This window comes from Bacteroidota bacterium (genome assembly GCA_016713925.1).
Lineage (GTDB): Bacteria > Bacteroidota > Bacteroidia > AKYH767-A > OLB10 > JAJTFW01.
Window position 1 is genome coordinate 868,796 of record JADJOH010000007.1, and the last position, 19,310, is coordinate 888,105.

Annotated in this window: 14 protein-coding genes, 3 tRNA genes and 2 pseudogenes; 12 read left to right on the top strand and 7 right to left on the bottom strand. The window is 40.9% G+C overall.

Translation table 11 applies throughout. The features are described from left to right. Positions 1 to 482 precede the first annotated feature (482 nt). The 6 genes and pseudogenes from IPJ86_11830 to bshA all read left to right on the top strand — a co-directional run bounded on the left by IPJ86_11830 (position 483) and on the right by bshA (position 7,925). The gene (locus IPJ86_11830) at positions 483 to 1,049 is read left to right on the top strand and encodes a PQQ-dependent sugar dehydrogenase (protein MBK7887945.1); all 567 of its coding nucleotides are present in this window, start codon (positions 483 to 485) and stop codon (positions 1,047 to 1,049) included. Further along, entirely contained in the window at positions 1,012 to 2,646 is a 1,635-nt protein-coding gene (locus IPJ86_11835) for a PQQ-dependent sugar dehydrogenase (GenBank protein MBK7887946.1), read from the top strand. Before IPJ86_11830 ends, IPJ86_11835 begins: the two co-directional genes overlap by 38 nt. Continuing rightward, positions 2,622 to 3,680 (top strand): PKD domain-containing protein, encoded by a 1,059-nt coding sequence (locus IPJ86_11840; protein MBK7887947.1) that lies wholly within the window; start codon positions 2,622 to 2,624, stop codon positions 3,678 to 3,680. Before IPJ86_11835 ends, IPJ86_11840 begins: the two co-directional genes overlap by 25 nt. A gap of 142 nt (positions 3,681 to 3,822) precedes the next feature. After that, positions 3,823 to 5,805, top strand: a complete 1,983-nt coding sequence (locus tag IPJ86_11845; protein ID MBK7887948.1) for a hypothetical protein — start codon at positions 3,823 to 3,825, stop codon at positions 5,803 to 5,805. Beyond that, entirely contained in the window at positions 5,753 to 6,712 is a 960-nt protein-coding gene (locus tag IPJ86_11850) for a beta-lactamase family protein (GenBank protein MBK7887949.1), read from the top strand. The genes IPJ86_11845 and IPJ86_11850 overlap by 53 nt, the downstream gene beginning before the upstream one ends. Positions 6,713 to 6,784: 72 nt before the next feature. Then, positions 6,785 to 7,925, top strand: a pseudogene (gene bshA / locus IPJ86_11855) (N-acetyl-alpha-D-glucosaminyl L-malate synthase BshA). On the opposite strand, the gene IPJ86_11860 reads toward bshA, so the two are convergent. The 5 genes from IPJ86_11860 to IPJ86_11880 all read right to left on the bottom strand — a co-directional run bounded on the left by IPJ86_11860 (position 7,926) and on the right by IPJ86_11880 (position 11,449). Continuing rightward, positions 7,926 to 8,264 carry a translation initiation factor gene (locus tag IPJ86_11860; GenBank protein ID MBK7887950.1) on the bottom strand — a complete coding sequence of 113 codons (339 nt, stop codon included), beginning with the start codon at positions 8,262 to 8,264 and terminating at the stop codon, positions 7,926 to 7,928. Between the two features lie 2 nt (positions 8,265 to 8,266). Next, entirely contained in the window at positions 8,267 to 9,469 is a 1,203-nt protein-coding gene (locus IPJ86_11865; protein ID MBK7887951.1) for a TonB-dependent receptor, read from the bottom strand. Between the two features lie 152 nt (positions 9,470 to 9,621). Then, positions 9,622 to 10,008, bottom strand: coding sequence for a hypothetical protein (locus tag IPJ86_11870; GenBank protein ID MBK7887952.1), 387 nt, complete (start codon positions 10,006 to 10,008; stop codon positions 9,622 to 9,624). Next, on the bottom strand, positions 9,966 to 10,787 hold the full coding sequence (locus IPJ86_11875) for a carboxypeptidase-like regulatory domain-containing protein (protein MBK7887953.1): 822 nt from the start codon (positions 10,785 to 10,787) through the stop codon (positions 9,966 to 9,968). Before IPJ86_11875 ends, IPJ86_11870 begins: the two co-directional genes overlap by 43 nt. Then, positions 10,784 to 11,449 (bottom strand): carboxypeptidase-like regulatory domain-containing protein, encoded by a 666-nt coding sequence (locus tag IPJ86_11880; protein MBK7887954.1) that lies wholly within the window; start codon positions 11,447 to 11,449, stop codon positions 10,784 to 10,786. Before IPJ86_11880 ends, IPJ86_11875 begins: the two co-directional genes overlap by 4 nt. A gap of 512 nt (positions 11,450 to 11,961) precedes the next feature. On the opposite strand from IPJ86_11880, the gene IPJ86_11885 reads away from it, so the two are divergent. Beyond that, positions 11,962 to 12,471: a hypothetical protein gene (locus IPJ86_11885; protein ID MBK7887955.1), complete on the top strand. Its 510-nt coding sequence runs from the start codon at positions 11,962 to 11,964 to the stop codon at positions 12,469 to 12,471. A gap of 437 nt (positions 12,472 to 12,908) precedes the next feature. Here the strand turns inward: IPJ86_11885 and IPJ86_11890 are convergent. After that, positions 12,909 to 12,982: transfer RNA gene (locus IPJ86_11890), tRNA-Arg, on the bottom strand. A 118-nt stretch (positions 12,983 to 13,100) separates the two neighbouring features. Here IPJ86_11890 and IPJ86_11895 point away from each other — a divergent pair. Together IPJ86_11895 and IPJ86_11900 are read left to right on the top strand one after the other, a co-directional pair. Further along, positions 13,101 to 13,174 (top strand) — tRNA-Pro (locus IPJ86_11895). Between the two features lie 342 nt (positions 13,175 to 13,516). Beyond that, positions 13,517 to 14,186: pseudogene (locus IPJ86_11900) on the top strand (purine-nucleoside phosphorylase). 416 nt (positions 14,187 to 14,602) lie between these two features. On the opposite strand, the gene IPJ86_11905 reads toward IPJ86_11900, so the two are convergent. Further along, positions 14,603 to 14,689: transfer RNA gene (locus IPJ86_11905), tRNA-Ser, on the bottom strand. Between the two features lie 224 nt (positions 14,690 to 14,913). Between IPJ86_11905 and IPJ86_11910 the strand changes: the two genes are divergently transcribed. The 3 genes from IPJ86_11910 to IPJ86_11920 all read left to right on the top strand — a co-directional run bounded on the left by IPJ86_11910 (position 14,914) and on the right by IPJ86_11920 (position 19,293). After that, on the top strand, positions 14,914 to 16,725 hold the full coding sequence (locus IPJ86_11910; GenBank protein ID MBK7887956.1) for a hypothetical protein: 1,812 nt from the start codon (positions 14,914 to 14,916) through the stop codon (positions 16,723 to 16,725). Between the two features lie 240 nt (positions 16,726 to 16,965). Next, on the top strand, positions 16,966 to 18,090 hold the full coding sequence (locus IPJ86_11915; protein ID MBK7887957.1) for an ABC transporter permease: 1,125 nt from the start codon (positions 16,966 to 16,968) through the stop codon (positions 18,088 to 18,090). A gap of 360 nt (positions 18,091 to 18,450) precedes the next feature. Next, on the top strand, positions 18,451 to 19,293 hold the full coding sequence (locus IPJ86_11920; protein MBK7887958.1) for an ABC transporter permease: 843 nt from the start codon (positions 18,451 to 18,453) through the stop codon (positions 19,291 to 19,293). The last annotated feature ends 17 nt before the right edge of the window (positions 19,294 to 19,310 follow it).

A 19,310-nucleotide genomic window follows, 5' to 3' on the forward strand; every position in this document is an offset into this window, starting at 1 on the left:
GAATGCGTGGGGTTATGAAGAGCAGGTATATTTAGCCGGGAGTTTTCTATCCTAACTTATTTTTTCAAAGCTATCTGCTCTTTAATTTTTTTCGTATGAGTAAAGTCACTTTTTAAAATGACACTTGTCAAAGGAAATGGGAATTGAATGTAAACTATGAAATATGTTTTATGTTTAGAAACCTCTTCGTTTGAGTATTTTTATGATTGAATTACTGCGTTCATTTAAAGTGATGCAAACCTTTAAGAATGACGGTGGTAATTGAATGGTGTTCGTTTCTGTTTAGGTGTTGAAACAAGTAAGAATGAGGGCGTATAAACCGGATTTTTAACTTGCATAATTTTCAAATTTCAACATTTCGAGAGTTTTTTTACCATTTATTCTGGAGAGTTTACCCATTTTTTTGTTGAATACACCTAAGTTTTAGGGATAGAATTGCCTTATGATTTATTTTACGATTCAAATTTTAAAACCTCTGAGAAATGAAAAGAAATTTATGCTGCTTAGCATTAATGTTTGTTGGTTTGATGGCTTCAAAAAACACGGCCGTCGCACAAACTTTGCCTCCTATGTTTGTATCTGAACTGGTAAGTAATACCTGGGATCAGATTGAAGGATTTGTATTCGATGCGAATAAGAACATGTACGTATGGGAAAAGAACGGCTATGTATGGAAAGTGGATTCTAATGGTACTAAGGCGGCAACCCCACTCTTAGATATCAGAGCTGAAGTTGGAGGATGGCGGGATCATGGTTTAAATGGTTTTGCCCTTGATCCGAATTTTATGGTGAATGGTTATATCTATTTGCATTATACTGTTGATCGTCATCATTTGATGAAATTTGGTACGCCTCAATACAATGCCAATACAGATGAATATTTTAATGCAACAATAATAAGGGTAACACGCTATCAGGTTGATGTTGCAAATAATAATTTTAATACCATTGTTCCGGGAAGCCGTTTCGTTTTAATTGGCTCGACAAAGAAAAACGGAATTCCACTCTTGCATGAATCACACAGCGGAGGGCAACTCTGCATTTGGTGACGATGGTACCTTGCTGATTTCAACCGGTGATGGAGCCAGCTATAATGTAGTGGATGTAGGAAGTAATAATGATACGTATTGGGTGCAAGGTTTAGCGGATACTATTATTCGTCCTGCAGAAAATGTAGGGGCATTGCGTTCACAGTTGGTCAATTGTCTGGCCGGAAAAATTCTTCGTATTGATCCCATGACCGGAGCCGGAATTCCCGGAAATCCATTCTACAATCCTGCTGATCCTTTTGAAGCTAAATCAAGAGTTTGGAGCCTTGGATTAAGGAATCCGTTTCGTATGACTATTCTTCGTGGCTCGGGCAATGCTGATCCTTCAGCAGTTGATCCGGGAACACTCTATATAGGTGATGTGGGTTGGACCCTATGGGAGGATTTGCATACTGCTGATGCACCCGGTCAAAATTTTGGCTGGCCACTGTATGAAGGTATAGATGCAAATTCCGGTTACCAATCTCCCAATACTCAAAATCTTGATGCTCCAAATCCACTTTTTGGTGTAGGAGGATGCACACGACAGTATTTTTATTTTAAGGAACTATTAAAGCAAGCTACTTTGAATCCGGCCGTGCAATTCACCAATCCATGCAACAGTTCAGTTTTAATTCCATCCTCTATTCCGACTTTCTTTCATGAACGTCCGGATATTGATTGGAAACACGGAAATCAATCCCGAACTCCGGCTTTTTCAGGATTTAATTCCACCGCGATTGATCTGGATAATGTTGCCAGTCCTGTTCCCGGACCTCGATTTGGTGGCAATGCTTCTTGTGGTGGAGTTTGGTATACTTCTGATCGCTTCCCTACTACTTATCAGAACACCTATTTTCATGCCGACTACGGTGGAAGCTGGATCCGTAATTTCTCCTTCGATGGAAACGATAAGCCGGTGAGTGTCCGGAATTTTGGCACCAATATGGGTCCGGTAATTTATTTGAACATGCACCCTTCCAATGGTACCTTGATGTATGTGGTTTTCCCGTCGCAGATCAGAAGAATTCGTTATACAGCGTCAATAAATAACCCGCCAAGAGCTGTTATTCAAACGGACACTGCATATGGCAGTTCTCCTCTGACCGTGAACCTGAATAGTAATTTATCTTCTGATCCGGATAATCTGCCTCTCACTTATTTCTGGGATTTCGGAGATGGTACAACTTCTACTCAGGCAAATCCTTCGCATGTATTTACATCTCTCAATGCTAACCCTCAGTCCATGTGGGTGAAGTTGACAGTAACTGATGATATCGGTCAAACAGATAAAGACTCGGTGCGAATATTTCTGAATAATACTCCTCCACAAGTGCAAATAACCAGCTTTAATGATGGTGATTTTTATTCCATTCTATCGCCGTTTAATCTTCCCTTACAGGCTTCCGTGACCGATGCTGAACATGCGGAACCAAGTTTAAAGTATAAGTGGCAAACTATTTTGCACCATAACTTCCATGAGCATTTTGAAGCCATTGACACGAATCGCGTCACTCAAACGTATATTACACCCGAAACATGTACGGAGACCTTCTATTTTGAAATTATCCTGATTGTCACTGATCCCGAGGGTTGTCAACTACGGTTCGACAATTAGTTTATCCTGCATGTGGTCCTGCATTAGCAAATTTCAGCGCGAATAATGTTGCTATATGTAAGAATCAATCGGTACAGTTCACTAATCTCTCTGATCAGAGTGTGGATTACTTATGGTCATTCCCGGGCGGTTCTCCGGCTTCAAGTACCGCGGATGATCCGCTGGTTACATATGCTTTGCCCGGTGTTTATGACGTGACTTTGATTTCTTCAAATGGTGTCACCACTGATACCTTGCTCCTGCCGGGATATATAACGGTTTACAGTATTCCGACTGCTTCATTAACTCCAAATGCAGCTGTCTATTTCTGTAACAACAGTTCAGTGACTTTGGATGTAAATTCTAATGCGGCCAATCCGACTTATACCTGGTATCGAAATGGATCTGTTGTAAATGGAGCCATTTTAAGTTCTCTGTCAGCAAACAAAAATGGAAACTATAAAGTGAAGGTAACCGATGCTTCCGGTTGTTCTAAAATGTCGAAAATTGCTAATGTCTCAAGATCTCCAAATGTTGATCTTACCACCAGCGGACCGCTTTCATTCTGTATTGGGGATTCTGTAGTGTTTTCTGCAGTAGCCTCTAACCGCTATGCGTATCAATGGTACAAGGGAGGTGTAATTATAGCAGGTGCGACAGGTCGAACCTATTCAGCAAAGACAGCAGGAAAGTATTATGTTGTGGTAACGGATACCGTATTGGGATGCAGCCGCTTTTCGTCGAAGTTTACGGTAACGACTCCCTGTCGTTTGAAAGATATGGCTCAAGTGGCAAATATCAGCATTTCAGTAGCACCCAATCCGGTGTTGACTAAAGCGATGATTACTATCAAAAATGCTCTGCCCGGTAATGCTGTATTAAAAATCGTTGATATCAGTGGTAGAATAGTTAACGCTCAAAACATCTCATTTACTTCCGAAATGGAACAGGTTTTTGTTGTTCCGGTAGAAGAACTGGAGAGTGGTATTTATATGGTTCAGTTGATGAATGGATCTAATAATCCTTCCGTGAGGATCACTGTGGCTGGTCACTAATCTGAAAAATTTAGACAGACCGGGTAAGCTCCTTTAAAGGAAACCTTACCCGGTCTTTTTTATTATCCACAATCATTATGTGAAATACGATTTTAATTGCTCACAATTTTAATAGGTCTGCTGCGTACTATTGCACCAGTCTATGATGAAGAAGATACAATTGATGAGCATGGTTTTGTCCTTATGGATATCCAATGCCAATGCCCAGCAACAAATTCCCTGTTTCAACAGTAAGTCTGCCGAAGCATGGGCAGATAGTATTTTTAATACGATGGATTACAGAGATAGAATCGGTCAGCTATTCATGATTGATGCTTTTTCAAATAAGGACTCATTGCATGTGGCATTTATTAATCAATTGATTGATTCTTTCCATATTGGTGGTTTGATTTTTTTCCAGGGTGGTCCTCTGCGTCAGGCGAGACTCACCAATGCGTATCAGCAACGCTCCCGCTACCCTTTGATGATCGGGATTGATGGGGAGTGGGGGTTGAATATGCGACTGGATAGTACGATTCGTTTCCCTCGTCAAATGACACTTGCTGCAGGAGCGAAAGAAGGCCAAGTGCTGGAGATGGGTCGCGAAATTGGACGGCAATGCCAAAGAATGGGAATCCATATCAATTTTGCTCCCGATGTGGATATCAATAATAATCCTGAAAATCCGATCATCAATAGCCGCTCATTCGGAGAAGATAAAAATAAAGTAGCCGATTTCAGCCTGGCCTATATGAAAGGGATGCAGGAAATGAAAGTCCTGGCTTGTGCGAAACATTTTCCCGGACACGGAGATACCAATACCGACTCTCACCATGCCTTGCCTATCGTCTCCGCAAGCCGCGCAAGAATTGACTCTCTCGAATTATTTCCCTTCCGGAAACTCATTGATAATGGTGTGGCTTCTGTGATGGTGGCTCATTTATCCATCCCATCAATCGATACCACTCAAGGAATGGCTGGAACACTTTCTCCGAAAGTGGTGAATGATTTATTAATTGATAGCCTTGGCTTTAAAGGGTTGATTTTTACAGATGCCCTCAATATGAAAGGTGTCGCGGATTATTACCCCTCCGGTGAGCTGGAATTGAAAGCTTTGCTCGCAGGAAATGATGTACTGCTCTATCCCGGAAATGTTGCTAAAGCCTTTGAAAGGATTCATCTCGCCATTCAGAATTGTGAAATTGAGCAGGAGGTTATCGACAGGAAAGTGAAGAAAATCCTGATGGCAAAATATTGGGCGGGACTCAATAAGTATTCGCCGGTGAATGAAGTGGCGTTGATAGAGGATCTTAATTCCTCACCAGCGAAATGGTTGAATTTTTCTCTATATAAATCCGCTCCAACTTTGTTACAGAATAAGCACGATAGAATTCCTTTGAATCCTTATTACAGAGATTGCATTGCTTCAATTGTTTTGAACGATTCGATTAATAATCCATTTCAAAAGCAATTGGCCTGTTATGCAAAGGTGGACCCTTTCCAGCTTTCTAAAGATGCATCAGAGGAGAGAATAGAGAGTGTTTTAAATCAGCTCAGTGAATACGACAGAGTCATCATCAGCGTGCACAATACAAGTATCAATGCTGCCAAAAATTTTGGTTTGACACCTCAAATGCTCTCGATGATTGAAAAAGTGAGTAAGAAAAAAGGAAGTGTGATTTGTGTTTTTGGAAATCCTTATGTGTTGGGCAGACTATCGGGATTGGAGGATTACGATGCGGTGATTCAGGCGTATGAAGACACTTATTTACCTCAGGTCCAGGTGGCACAGAAAATATTTGGAGCCATGGCTTTTAACGGACAATTGCCGGTATCATCTCCACCCGGGTTTAAAATAGGAGAGGGCTTGCTCACCAATGCTGAGGGGAAATTGGAGTTTACATTGCCGGAAGATGCAGGAATAAATTCAGATCAGTTTAATAAAATAGATAGTTTAGTTAAACTTGCAATTATTGATTCGCTATTTCCCGGTTGTCAGGTATTAGTAGCATTAAAAAGTAAGGTGATTTACAATAAGTCGTTTGGATTTCATACCTATATGAATGCTCAACCGGTGCAAAATAACGACGTGTATGATATTGCTTCTATCACGAAAATTGATCGATATCGATGCGCCTGCTTCTAAATATTTACGTGATCTTAGAAATACAGATAAGAAAAATTTAACCATACGGCAGTTGATGGCTCATGAAGCAGGACTGAAAGCATGGATGCCTTTTTGGATGGAAACAGTGGACTCTACCGGTTGGTCTAGTGATTTGTACCGGAGAATGCCTGAGAAAAATTACACCTTGCAGGTAGCGGATAGTTTGTTTATTGTTGATTCTTATCCCGATTCCATCTGGAAATCCATAGTGGAATCACCGCTCGGACCGCAGGGGAAATATGTTTACTCCGACTTGGGTATCCTCATTCTTCAACGGATTATTGAAAGAGTATCAGGAAAAGAACTCGATAAGTATATAGATGATTTATTGATTAAGCCGATTGGTCTGCATGAATTTGGATATAAACCACTCGAATGGATTTCTAAAGATCGAATCATTCCAACAGAGTATGATTCCGCATTTCGACAGCAATTGGTGCATGGATATGTTCATGATCCTGCTGCTGCCTTAATGAATGGAGTAGGAGGGCATGCCGGAATATTTAGTAGTGCCCAATCCCTCGCGGTAATTATGCAGATGTTATTGAATAACGGTGAGTATGGTGGAAAGCGATTTATTAAGAAGGAAACGGTAAGAAAGTTTACTTCGAAGGCTTTTCCTGAGAGTGCAAACAGACGCGGTTTGGTTTTTGACCGGTCGGATGTTTCATTGGGCGAAAATGGTCCGACAGCCATGTCTTCCTCTTCATTCACTTTCGGACATGCCGGATTTACAGGTACCTGTGCATGGGCTGATCCTCAAAACGGACTCGTGTATATTTTCCTTTCAAATAGGGTACATCCCTCTGCCTCAAATAATAAACTGGCCAAATCAAACCTTCGGACAGCCATTATGCAGGTCGTTTATGACGCGCTCTCACATTAATAAATAATGATTTTTTAAAGAATTAAAATCTTTTGGTGACTGACACGACTTTGTATTCACTAACTTTGGTTTATGAGAATTGGAATTGTTTGTTATCCCACCTTTGGTGGAAGTGGAGTGGTAGCTACGGAATTGGGTAAGGCGCTGGCTGAAAAAGGGCATCGTATTCATTTTATAACCTATAGTCAACCCGTGCGCCTAGATTATTTTTCGGAGAATATCTCTTACCATGAAGTGGCCATCGCCAAATATCCCCTCTTTGATTATATTCCTTATGAAACCGCATTGACCAGTAAATTGGTGGATGTTGCTCGTTTCGAAGGGCTGGATATCTTGCATGTTCACTATGCTATTCCACATGCTTCGGTGGCGTATCTGGCTAAGCAGATTCTGGCGGTGCAGGGTATTGTATTGCCGGTAGTGACGACACTACATGGTACAGACATCACACTCGTTGGAAAAGATTCTTCGTATGAACCTGTAGTGACTTTCGCCATTAATCATTCGGATGGTGTGACGGCTGTTTCGGAGAGTCTGAAGAGAGACACATACAATAATTTCAAAATCACAAATGAAATTGAAGTCATTCCTAATTTTATTGATTTGAAGCGATTTTCAAAAAAGGCTAAGGACCATTTCCGTAAAGCGATTGCTCCCAATGGAGAGCGACTGGTTGTGCATACTTCTAATTTCCGGAAGGTAAAGCGTGTACAAGACGTCGTTCACGTGTTTGATAAATTAAGAAAGGAGGTTCCGTCAAAATTATTATTGATTGGAGATGGACCGGAACGACATAATATTGAACAACTCTGCAGAGAGCTTAATTTATGTGATGATATTCGTTTTTTGGGGAAGCAGGAGATGATTGAAGAAATCCTTTCCATTTGTGACCTCTTTGTTATGCCTTCTGAAACCGAGAGTTTTGGATTGGCAGCTTTGGAGGCTATGGCCTGTCAGGTTCCTGTGATTTCATCCAATGCCGGTGGAATTCCGGAATTGAATATTCAAGGGGTCACCGGTTTTATGAGCAATGTGGGGATATTGAGGATATGGCAAAAATGCGGCGATCATACTAAAGGATGATGAGAGCTTGTGGAAATTTAAAGCACAGGCTTTATCACGAGCGAAGGAATTTGATATAGATGTCATCATGCCGCAGTATGAGAATTTTTATGCGCGCGTGATTGAATCCTCCTTGGCATTGAAAGCGTAATTATCCTCCTGCTTTTTTTGCTTTATAACCTTTCTCCAATAAAATGGTCAACACCTTTTCGCGGTGATCGCCCTGAATGAGAATTTCCCAATCCTTGGCTGTTCCCCCCACACCACATTTGGATTTTAACATTTTCGCCAGATCTTCCATCTCCTCATTTTTGCCGACAAAGCCACGTATACAGGTCACCACTTTTCCTCCGCCTTTACGCTCTAACCAGATTTTCAAATCCTGCTGTGATGGGGCAATGGAAGAAGTGGATACAACCTCTTTCTCTAATTTAAAATCGGGATTCGTAGAATAGACAAGTCCGCCGGTTGAAGTTTTTTTCTTACTCATGCTTAAAATTTAGCCTGTACCTTGAAATTTAGCAATCGGGAGGTGAGATAGTTGGGAATACCATATTGTCGTCCTGAAACATCAGTAATCCAGGTATAGGATATGGTGTTGCTCACTTGTAATAAATTAAATACTTCAAGACTAAAAATAAGTGACTTTAAGTTCCGTACGACCGGGAGACGTGATTTATTTTCCTGATCCTCATCAATAGCAATTTTTGAGAAGCCGATATCAACACGACGGTAAGAAGGGCCTCGAAGAAAATCTTTATAGCGATCCTTTCCCGGAGGTCCAAAGGGTAGACCTGTTCCGAAAATCAAATTCAGGTGCATACGCACAGTTGGGAATTTCGGAAGATAATCCTGAAAGAACATACTGAAGGTAAGCCGCTGATCGGTGGGTCGTGGAATATCTCCCGGCACTACTTTAAGACTATCGGTGACAATATTATTAAATGTGAATCCGGGAACAATTTCTTCTCCTTCGGAATTAAAATATCTATAATATTCATCGTCATTCAGGTCTTCGGCAGTTTTCAGATAGCCCAGTGAAACCCACGATTCAATACCGCTTACAAATTCACCGTTCACTCTTAAATCTAACCCTGTCGCATAGCCGTCAGCATTGTTTTTAGCAAGGTAACGGATCCGGGTATTGTCCAGCTTGTAGGGAATAAGATTGTTCATCTTTTTATAATACACTTCGCTGGTCAGCTTAAACTCTCTCCCCCAGGCCAAAAACTGGTAATCACTGCCCAAAACGAAATGAATGGATTGCTGCGATTCGATGTCCTTGTTTATCTGTCCTTCCAGATTGCGCAGCTCTCTGTAAAAGGGAGGCTGATAATAGATACCGGTGGCTGCTCTGAATGCAAGTCGCTTGTTCCATTTCGGACGGAAGGAAACTGAAGCGCGCGGACTGATGTTTAACTCTTCATTCAGATCCCAGTAAGTACCTCTGATACCGATGGTGAAAACCGTTCTGTCAAGATTCCAGGTGTTTTGGAGATAGGCACTAAAGCGATTGGAAGTTAAACTGATTTTATTTTTTACGACACCATTCAACACGATTTGGAGATTCGGATCTGCGGGTTGCCCGGGTTGATCATTAGGATGAGGAACAGAATAATCAGCTGAATCACGATATTGCCATTCATCCAATTGATCATTGATTTTTCCTGTTGTGCCTTTAATCCCCATTGCCATTGATGGTTGCGAACTCTGTATGTGCCAATATGTGATGCATTACTCACAAAGGCATCCAGTTCATTCCGAGCATGATCGAGAAAGGCACCCACACCCCGGTTAAATGCTACATCACCAAAATCATCCGAGCCCAAATCTCTTTCCAAGCTCATCTAAAAAATATTGACCCAATACATCAAAGAATTCCCGCTCTCTGGAGAAAAAGAGGATACGATGAATTTCAATTTCAAGCTATCATTCACCTGGTGATTTATACTCAAGGCACCTGTAGATGTGAGGAATTCATCGATCTCCTGACCGTCAAAGAATACTGTAAATCGCAATGCTTCATTGATACTTCCGAATTCCGTTTGCCGGGAAGAGGGGATAACATTAAATTGGTTCAATGAATAATGTCCGAGAAATGAAATATCCGTCTTCTTGCTCAGTTTAAAATTTAAAACGGTTTGTATGTCGGTAAAGCGGGGTTTGTACTCTCCTTGTGTATCCAGTTTTTTTAATACAAATTGATTGGACCTGTGGCGGAACCAGTTAGCCATGTAAATTTTTCATTCTTGCTCGCACCTTCCAGATGTAAACCGGCACCTTGAAGACTGGCATAGGCACTTCCTGCAAATTTTTTAGGTGTCCGGTATTTGATATCCAGTACAGAACTCATTTTATCGCCGTACATCGCACTGAAGCCACCGGCACTGAAATTAATTTCTGAAACCAAATCGGGATTTATGAAACTCAATCCTTCCTGCTGTCCGGCACGAACTAAAAATGGACGATAAATTTCAATATCATTCACATAAACGATATTCTCATCAAAACTTCCACCACGAACAGAATAAGTAGAGGAGAGTTCATTGTTTGAAACTACACCGGGCATGGTTTTCAAAAAACTCTCGAAGTTTCCGGAGATATTAGGCAACTGTTCTATGGTTCGTGGCTCTATTCGAATCACCGTAATATCACCCGGCCTTTCAGCTTCAATATTGACAGTGCCTAAGTCGCGTGAGGTACTTTTTAGTTGAATATTTAAGATACGCTCCTCTCCGGGATTCATTCGAATCATTCTCCTTTCCGTAGCGTACCCGATAAAAGAATAAATGATCAGCAAATCGCGATAGGGCGCCAGTTTGATTTCATATTTTCCTTGCTGGTCAGTGATGCTCCCACCGGGTTCTCCATTAACTGAGACAGAAACAGCTTCAATGGCCTTGCCTGAAGAATCTTTAACCACACCACGCAATAAAGCATCCTGAGCAGACATATCTGTTGTAAAAACAAACAGAAGGAGAACTGAAAAGAAGAGTGCTTTCAATTCTCTCACGGTCTTTTCGCGTCTTTCTTTTTAAAAGCCCCATCTTTCCATGCTTGAATAAAGGAAGCCCAGGCTAATGGATTTAACAATGTAATAGAAGGATATTGACCGGCTGTATACAATTGTGTTTGACGTTGCTGCAATGCCATTTTATAATTTATACTTCCATCAAAAGGAACCTGATCCTGTATTTCTTTCATAGAAGCCAATTCAAAATTACGCTGAGCCCGCTTCAAATCATCGCCGGGAAGCTTCAATTCCAGAAACGCCCGCTTGAATTCATCCCTACTGGGCCAGGGATAAACTGTTGCTTCTCTCAGATTGATAGTGTCTCGGGATAAGAGTTGAATGATGGAATAATATTTATCATCCAACGTGTCCGGTAAAATATAGGTTGCCGACTTATAACCGATGTATTGAAAATCGATGGTATCCCCTTTCATTGCTACGAAGGAAAAGAATCCGTAATAATCAGTGATTGTTCCTCTTCTCGCATTTCTGATTATGACACTTGTAAACGGGATGGGCTGGAGCGAATCCGCACTCACTACTGCCCCGGAAAACTGGATGAGCAGTTTTTCGTCAATTGTTTTTTTCTGAGCTTTCATCTCGCTGAATCCTGTGAGGATAAGGAAGATGGTGGCTATTACTAGTTTCTGAATTGATATCATTGTTCCGGCGAAATTACTTCATTAAATTTTTTATAACGTCTTTTTTAGAAAATTATTGAAGATAGGAGAAAATGATTTTTCGGTTCAGTAACTCCAGTAGTTTGCATCCGGATAGTTTTTTACTTTTAAAAATGCTAATTCATCTTCAACTTTCAGGGTGAAATAGTTGGAAAAGAGGGGTCTTCAACCTGTTTCAATTCCTCGTGAATGGGATCAATTTTGAGTTAAACAGCCTATTTAAGGAGAAAAATCGATCATTTAGCAAATGCTGTGTAATCATAATGTAAAAAACCAAAACAAGATCAATTTCGGTAAATGATTAATTGCTTTCAAACGTTTATCTATTGAGTGAATGTTAAAGCCATCTACAAGGATGGGATATGAACTTCCTCAAATAAATTGTTGATAAATCCTTCAATTTATTTGGTTAACGTACTGAAAGTCATGGTATTCTTTTGCCTCTATGGCATAGTATTTGATTCAAACAATAAACACACCCAAAACCCAATAATATGAGACAGTTAAAAATTACGCAATCCATAACCAATAGGGAAAGTGCATCGCTCGAAAAGTACCTGCAGGATATAGGAAAGGAGAATATGGTTACGCCACAGGAAGAAGTAGTATTAGCACAAAGAATCAGACAAGGCGATCAGGAAGCATTAGATAAATTAACCAGAGCAAACTTGCGTTTCGTGGTTTCTGTGGCCAAGCAATATCAAAATCAAGGCATGAGTTTACCGGACTTAATCAATGAAGGAAATCTTGGATTAATAAAAGCGGCATTCCTGCTTGATGAGTCCTTATCTGAAGATATCAATCGTTCCCTAAGTACACTTTCAAAAAGAGAAGCGGAGGTCATCAAGATGTTCTTTGGTATAGGAATTAAGCTAAGTATGTCTTTAGATGAGATAGGAATAGAATTAGGTTTAACCCGTGAAAGAGTCCGTCAAATCAAGGAAACCGGCCTTCGCCGCCTAAAGCATAACTCCAGGAACAAGTTATTAAAGACTTATTTATAAGCGATATATAAATTGAAATTAAAAATGGGCATCTTTATAGTTGCCCATTTTTTTATTGATATTAAGTGCATCGTCTCGTTTATTTTGAACAAAAACGGGATGTTCTCTGCTAATAGCTTTTTGTGATTCCGAGGCGATTCGTCTCGTCAAACTTTGTTAGACGAGATACTCGATTTATTTGATGCATTGATTTAATTGAATCGAACACCTGACCGGCTAAGCGTTTAAGTTGTGATTCCGAGGCGATTCGACTCGTCAAACTTCGTCAGCGGAGTACGATCCATTACGGATTTATTTAAATGAATCGACACACCTGACCGGCTAAGCGTTTAAGTTGTGATTCCGAGGCGATTTGAACGCCTGACCGTCTCGTCAGCAGTAAAACCAACGGTTTAACTAAATGACGAGATGCTCTATCCAGCTGAGCGTTTAAATTGTGATTCCGAGGCGATTCGAACGCCTGACCGTCTGCTTAGAAGGCAGATGCTCTATCCAGCTGAGCTACGGAATCAGTTCAAAATATCAAGGATGCAAATTTATTCGAAATTTCAGGCAAAACCCCTTTTCAGGTTAAATTTTAATTTATCTTTGCACCTCTCGAAAAAGCTACATAGCTATTTTTAGATTTTCGGGGTGTAGCGTAGCCCGGTATCGCGCCTGCTTTGGGAGCAGGAGGCCGTAGGTTCGAATCCTGCCACCCCGACAAAAGCCCATTCACCTGAACCCTGCAAATGCAGGGTTTTCTTTTAGGGCGGGTGTCATGTAGTGACAGGTCGCGACCTGTCTTTACTTATGCCAGCCAAACAAAAGAAAAGACCACCGCAAGGTGGTTCAGGTGAATGGGCTTTTAGTTTCCCCCCGAAGAGGATCAGCGGAGTCTGCCGCAGGCAGACGAGAGCTAATCCTGCCACCCCGACGCTGGGATTTCTAATATGTAATTAGGTGTTTTTATTCTATTCCGGATAGAATAAAAGAGTTTTCCATTGATAGTCTACTTTTGCCAAACTATTATATTTCTATCTTCAACCTCCCAATAAATAATCGTATGAGTTTACATATCAGTGCAGAAAATGGTCAAATTGCTCCGGTGGTTTTGATGCCGGGAGATCCTTTAAGAGCGAAATATATGGCAGATAAGTTTCTGACGGAGAGTAATTTGGTGAGCAATACCCGAAACGTATTCTATTACACCGGCCTTTTTAATGGGGTGAGGATTACTATCGGAGCCAGTGGAATGGGTTGTCCTTCGATTGGCATCTATTCTTATGAGCTTTATTCCTTCTATGATGTGCAATGTATTATACGGATCGGGACTGCCGGTGCCTATACCACTGACTTAAAAGTTTACGATTTGGTGAATACTGAAAAAGCATTTTTTAAATCAGGGAAATTGCTTTTCTATTATTAACGAGACAGCGAAAAGCAGGGAGGTCAAATTGCAAACTGCAGCGATCCATTCCAGTGATGTTTTCTATAGAGCGAAACCGGGCGTTCCTCCTATAGCAAAAGACAATAATTGCCTTGCCGTCGAAATGGAAGCCTTTGCCTTGTTTTCGACAGCCAGATATCTGAAAAAGATGGCAGGGACTCTCCTAACTATTTCGGATGTCATTCCAACGGGAGCTTGTATCTCGCCTCAGGAACGTGAACAAGCCCTACTGCCGATGATGGAACTGGCTTTGCATTCGGGAGTGAATATTATGGGTGGTTTATAAATCCTTGAATAACAGTTTATTAATTTCCATTACTATAGCCTTTTTGGTTTATATAGCTATATGCATTCTTAGGTATGCAGTTTCTGAAAAAAAATGCATATTCTATTGTGCATTCTTTGAAGTAAATACAAGAGTCTTTGTAAAAACTGATCTGCGTACCGACAGGTCGCGACCTGTCGGTACTGACATTTCGAGTCAGATCCCGGTTGCGACAAGTCGTGACCTGTCGGTAACAGAAATCGCCGATCTGCATGGGCAGATCAGCGATTGTTCAGGTTTGCGGTGAGGGAGGTACGACAGGTCGCGACCTGTCGTTACGAACATCTCGAGTCATAATCCGGTTACGACAGGTCGCGACCTTTCGTGAAACAGAAATCGCCGATCTGCATGGGCAGATCAGCGATTGTTGGGGTTTGCGGTGAGGGAGGGATTCGAACCCTCGGTACAGTTACCCGTACGACAGTTTAGCAAACTGTTCCTTTCGGCCACTCAGGCACCTCACCGGCGGCTGCAAATTTAGTGAAACTGCTTCTCCTTCCAAACCTTATTTGTATTTTGATGCCTCGATCTTGATTTTATCTTTGTCTTGATCAATAGGGAGTGGCAATTCCTTGGGAATTCTGTGTTGTAGGATGTGTTACCTTGAGCTAATGCTATCTGAACCAATCAATAATAAATTAATACTCGAAAGAAGATGTCCTTGTTAAACAATAGCATTCACTTCATAATGGTCGTGCTTCTATCGGCTACCTTAAGTTGTAAGGATAAAAAAGAGGTGGATGTAGCCGTTGAAACCAAATCATATATCGAATTACCTGCACCAGAACAATGGCGTGACGATTGGTCTAAAGAACCGGTAGTGGTGGTACATGAACTGGCAGAACCGGATAATTTGCATCCGGCCAATGGGAATTCGCAAACGCGTGCTGAACTATTCCTCTACTTGCATGCCGGTCTTCTGCGCGTCGATCTTCGGACGGGTACCATACAACCGGGTATTTGTAAAGGAATGCCTGAACTTTCTTCCGATCAACGGGAAATGATTTTTGAATTGCGGGAGGATGTGAAATGGGATGATGGCTCTGCGGTAAGTCCGGAGGATGTGATTTTTACAATGAAAGCGGCAAAAAATCCTCTGACCAATAATCCGGGATTTAAACCTTATTTTGAGTTGGTGGAAGATGTGAAGAGGGTAGAAGGTGCTTCAAATAAGGTGATGATTAAAATGAAGAAAGTGTATGTTCAAAATCTCGCCCTTTGGTCCGACTATCCTATCATACAGCGTGCATTTTTTGATCCTGAAAATGTATTGGCCAACGTCAGTTTTGCACAATTGAATGATTCTTCTTTTCAAGCCCAAAGTAATAAAGCATTGGTGGACTGGTCTGCATCTTTCAATGCTGCGGAAAATGGTTTTGATCCAAAGCGTATCTCCGGACTTGGACCCTATAAAGTGGCGGCATGGAATCAGGGGCAATCCATAGAGCTGCAAAAGAAAAAGCAACATTGGACGAATAACGTTGATGCCTATGAGATAAAATCGGAACCGGAGAAAATTATTTTTAAAGTGAATACCGATGCGGTAACTCAGGAATTGGCATTCCTTAAGCAAGAGTTTGATGCTTCTACTTCTCTGAGCGCACGAACGCTTTTAAAATTGAAAGAAGACTCTCTCTTTAATCTGAATTATCATTCGCGTTTTGTGGATATTTTTGGATATACATTTGTTGGCATAAACATGAAACCGGACGAAAAAAAGCGTGCGGTTGCATTGAAGAATATTGATGTCAGAAAAGCACTGGCATTGTTAACGCCGGTGGATGAAATTATAAAAGTGGTGAACAAGGGTGTAAACAAAAGAGTCACAGGCCCTGTGGCCAGAATGAAAGCCTCCTACAACCATTCGCTTCAACTGATCCCTTTGGATATTGTTCAGGCATCAACATTGCTGGATAATGCCGGATGGTTGATGGATGAAGAAACCGGGATTCGTTATACTCTTCGTGATGGGAAGAAACAGTTTCTCGAATTAGAGTTGATATTTTTGGCAACAGTTCCCGAATGGAAAGAGATGGCTATGATGATTGCCGAGTCGATGAAGAAGGCCGGGGTGCTTTTAAAATTGAATGCAGTTGATTTGAACGGTTGGTTAGAGAAAGGGTGCTCTCATGATTTTGATTTGATCATGGGCTCATGGAATTCATCTTCTCTTCCGGAAGATTATAGTCAGCTTTGGTCCACACAAAGTTGGAACAGTCAGGGATTGAATTTAACAGGCTTTGGAAATGAAACTTCCGATCGCATTATTGATAGTATCGCTGTTACCTTAAATGATAGTCTGCGAAATGCATTGGAGTTTCGGTTGCAAAAATTGATTGACGAAGAGCAACCTTACGTGTTTCTCTACGGTTTGGTGAGAAGAACAGCTGTACATCGTCGGTTTACGCATGCTGAATTATATGCGGAAAGACCGGGTATTTTGTATAATCTTCTTAAAGCAAGTCCGATGGTTGGTGTAAAAGTAGATGCTACCCCATGATGTACCCGTTATGAAATCGCTGTTTTCAAAAAGATTTTTTCGTGCTGTGTTGGGGTTGATGATGTTGGTGTTTTTGTCTTTTTTTATCAGCAGATCCATTTCCGGGGATCCTCTGCGAAAAATGTCTCTCGGAGGTGATCAACTTTATGCAGCGGAAAGTACGGCCCGAATAAAAAACCATGAGCGATTGTACCGGAAAATGGGATTTAATCTCCCTCTTTTTATGTAACAATTTCCGGAATGGCTGTTCCCGATTCATTTAAAAGATTACCGGATCAACGCTTTAAAGATCTGCTGATTAAAACAGCGTATTGGAGCGGAAATCCAGAAGCTGCTTATGAATGGTGCTCCTGGTATCGTATACATTTTGACCGAAAATTTGATTATGTTCATCCGGAAGAATTTTCATCACAATTAGATCGCACTTTCTCCATGTCAGGTTTGAATGCTGTTGATAAAAATGTCTATAAACGCAAATGGATTTTCCTTGATGAACAAAGTCATTCTAATCAATGGAAAAAATGGGTACCTGTTATTGGATTTACAATCGAGAATCAATTTCATCATTGGCTAGTTGGAAATAATACCGGTCAGAAAGGTTTACTTCGGGGTAATCTGGGGACATCCTGGCTAAGAGGAATGGATGTTAAAGATGCACTCTTATTTCCTTTTTTGTTGTCCTTCATTTTGGTGTTTTTTGTTATGCTGGTTTCTTTTCCCATAGCTCTTTTAATGGGTGCAATGATGATGAAGTTTGATGATCGTCTCTTAACAAAATTTCTCAATTCTTTTTTCTGTTTCTTTATGCAGTCCCTACTTTCTGGATCGGTACCTTTGTTACTCTTCTTTTTCGCAAATCCAAATCAAATAAATATGTTTCCTTCTGCAGGACCTGAATTAGTGACCAGTGGAGGAATATATGTATGGATGATGTCTTTGGTAAATCAATGGCAATATTTTATACTACCGGCAGTTGTTCTGGCTTATAGTACGATAGTTTATCTGACTCAGATGACTTATGAGTTGCTCCATGAGGAATTGCAAAAACCCTATGTGACCACCTTGCGCGCGAAAGGGGCTTCAGAGAATTCAATTTTAGGAATCTATGCCATGAAGAATGTGCTCGTCCCCGTGTTGGTAGGATTAATGAGTGTGGTCCCTGTGCTGATAGGTGGAAGTGTCATCATTGATTTTCTTTTTTCCTTACCCGGAATAGGTGCGGTCTTGGCACAGGCATGCGATCAGAGAGATTTTCCGGTAGTAGGCGGTGTCTTGCTTTTGACTGGCTTTGTCACTATTGTTTCCTTCTTTGTTACGGATATCATTACTGCTAAGTTGGATCCAAGGATTTCTGATCATGGATAAAATGAAGAGATGGAAGATTCGTGGTTTGTTCAACGTGAAGAAATTTTACTTTGCCGAAGCCTATATTTTTTTGTTTCTCTTTGTTTCGGTTTTCGCCCAGTTTATTGCTAACGATAAACCGTTAATACGGATTTGTGACGGCAGTATTTCTTTTCCGTTTCTAAGTAAAAGTTTAACAAAAGAAAATAGTCTGCCAGAAAATGATTGTTTTATCATGCATGCGTTTATTCCCTATAGCCTGATAAATCCGATCCTTTAAATACGGATTTCACAGGACCTTTTGATCAACAATGGTGGAGGGATGATAAGGGTCAAATTTCCGAAATCCCCATTCGTAGTCGTCATTGGCTGGGAACCAATATGAGAGGCAATGATCTTGCAGCGCAAATGGTGTATGGAACCAGAATTTCATTGATGGTTTCATTGTTGAGTACAGTATTGTCATTTTTAATTGGCGGGATACTCGGATTCGCAGCAGGATGGTATGGTCCCGGAAAAAATAGAATTAAAGTATATTGGTTGATGGCAGGAGGATTACTATTATTCCTCTTCTACTTTTTTAATATGAATCTGCTTACCCAAAATGATAGCATTATAGCCAATTCAATACTAATAGGTTTACTTATAATTTTTATTGTGTTTGCGGCGAAAATCAGATCAACCAATTTTTACAAGTATGCCCTGTTTTTTTCTGCGGACAATGTCATTCAAAGGTTCTCTGAAATATTTAGTGCAATTCCCCGAATAATTTTAATTCTCGCCTTAGTTTCTTTGATGCAACCTTCTTTTACAACGGTTGTTTTCATATTATCTATAACCGGTTGGGTAGACATCACTCGTTTACTGCGCTCTGAAATTCAGCGTATAAAACACGAGGGATTTATTGAAGCGGCTAAAGTGAGTGGGATGGGTGGATTAAGGATTTTTATTGGACAAATGCTACCCAATATCTGGCCTTCGATGTTGGTCATTCTTCTCTATACTTTCGCCGGGAATATCGCTGCTGAAGCAAGCCTTAGTTTTCTTGGTGTTGGTTTGCCGGCAGAGGTTGTCTCATTGGGGAGTCTTGTTGCCTCCGGAAAGGTATATTTTGAAGCCTGGTGGCTGGTTGTATTTCCGGGAGTATGGATTTCAGGGTTTATTTTTTCTTTGTTTTCGTTGTCCAGAAAATTGAGAAATAAGTATGAAATCAGCAATAGCTAATTTGTAGTTGTTGATGA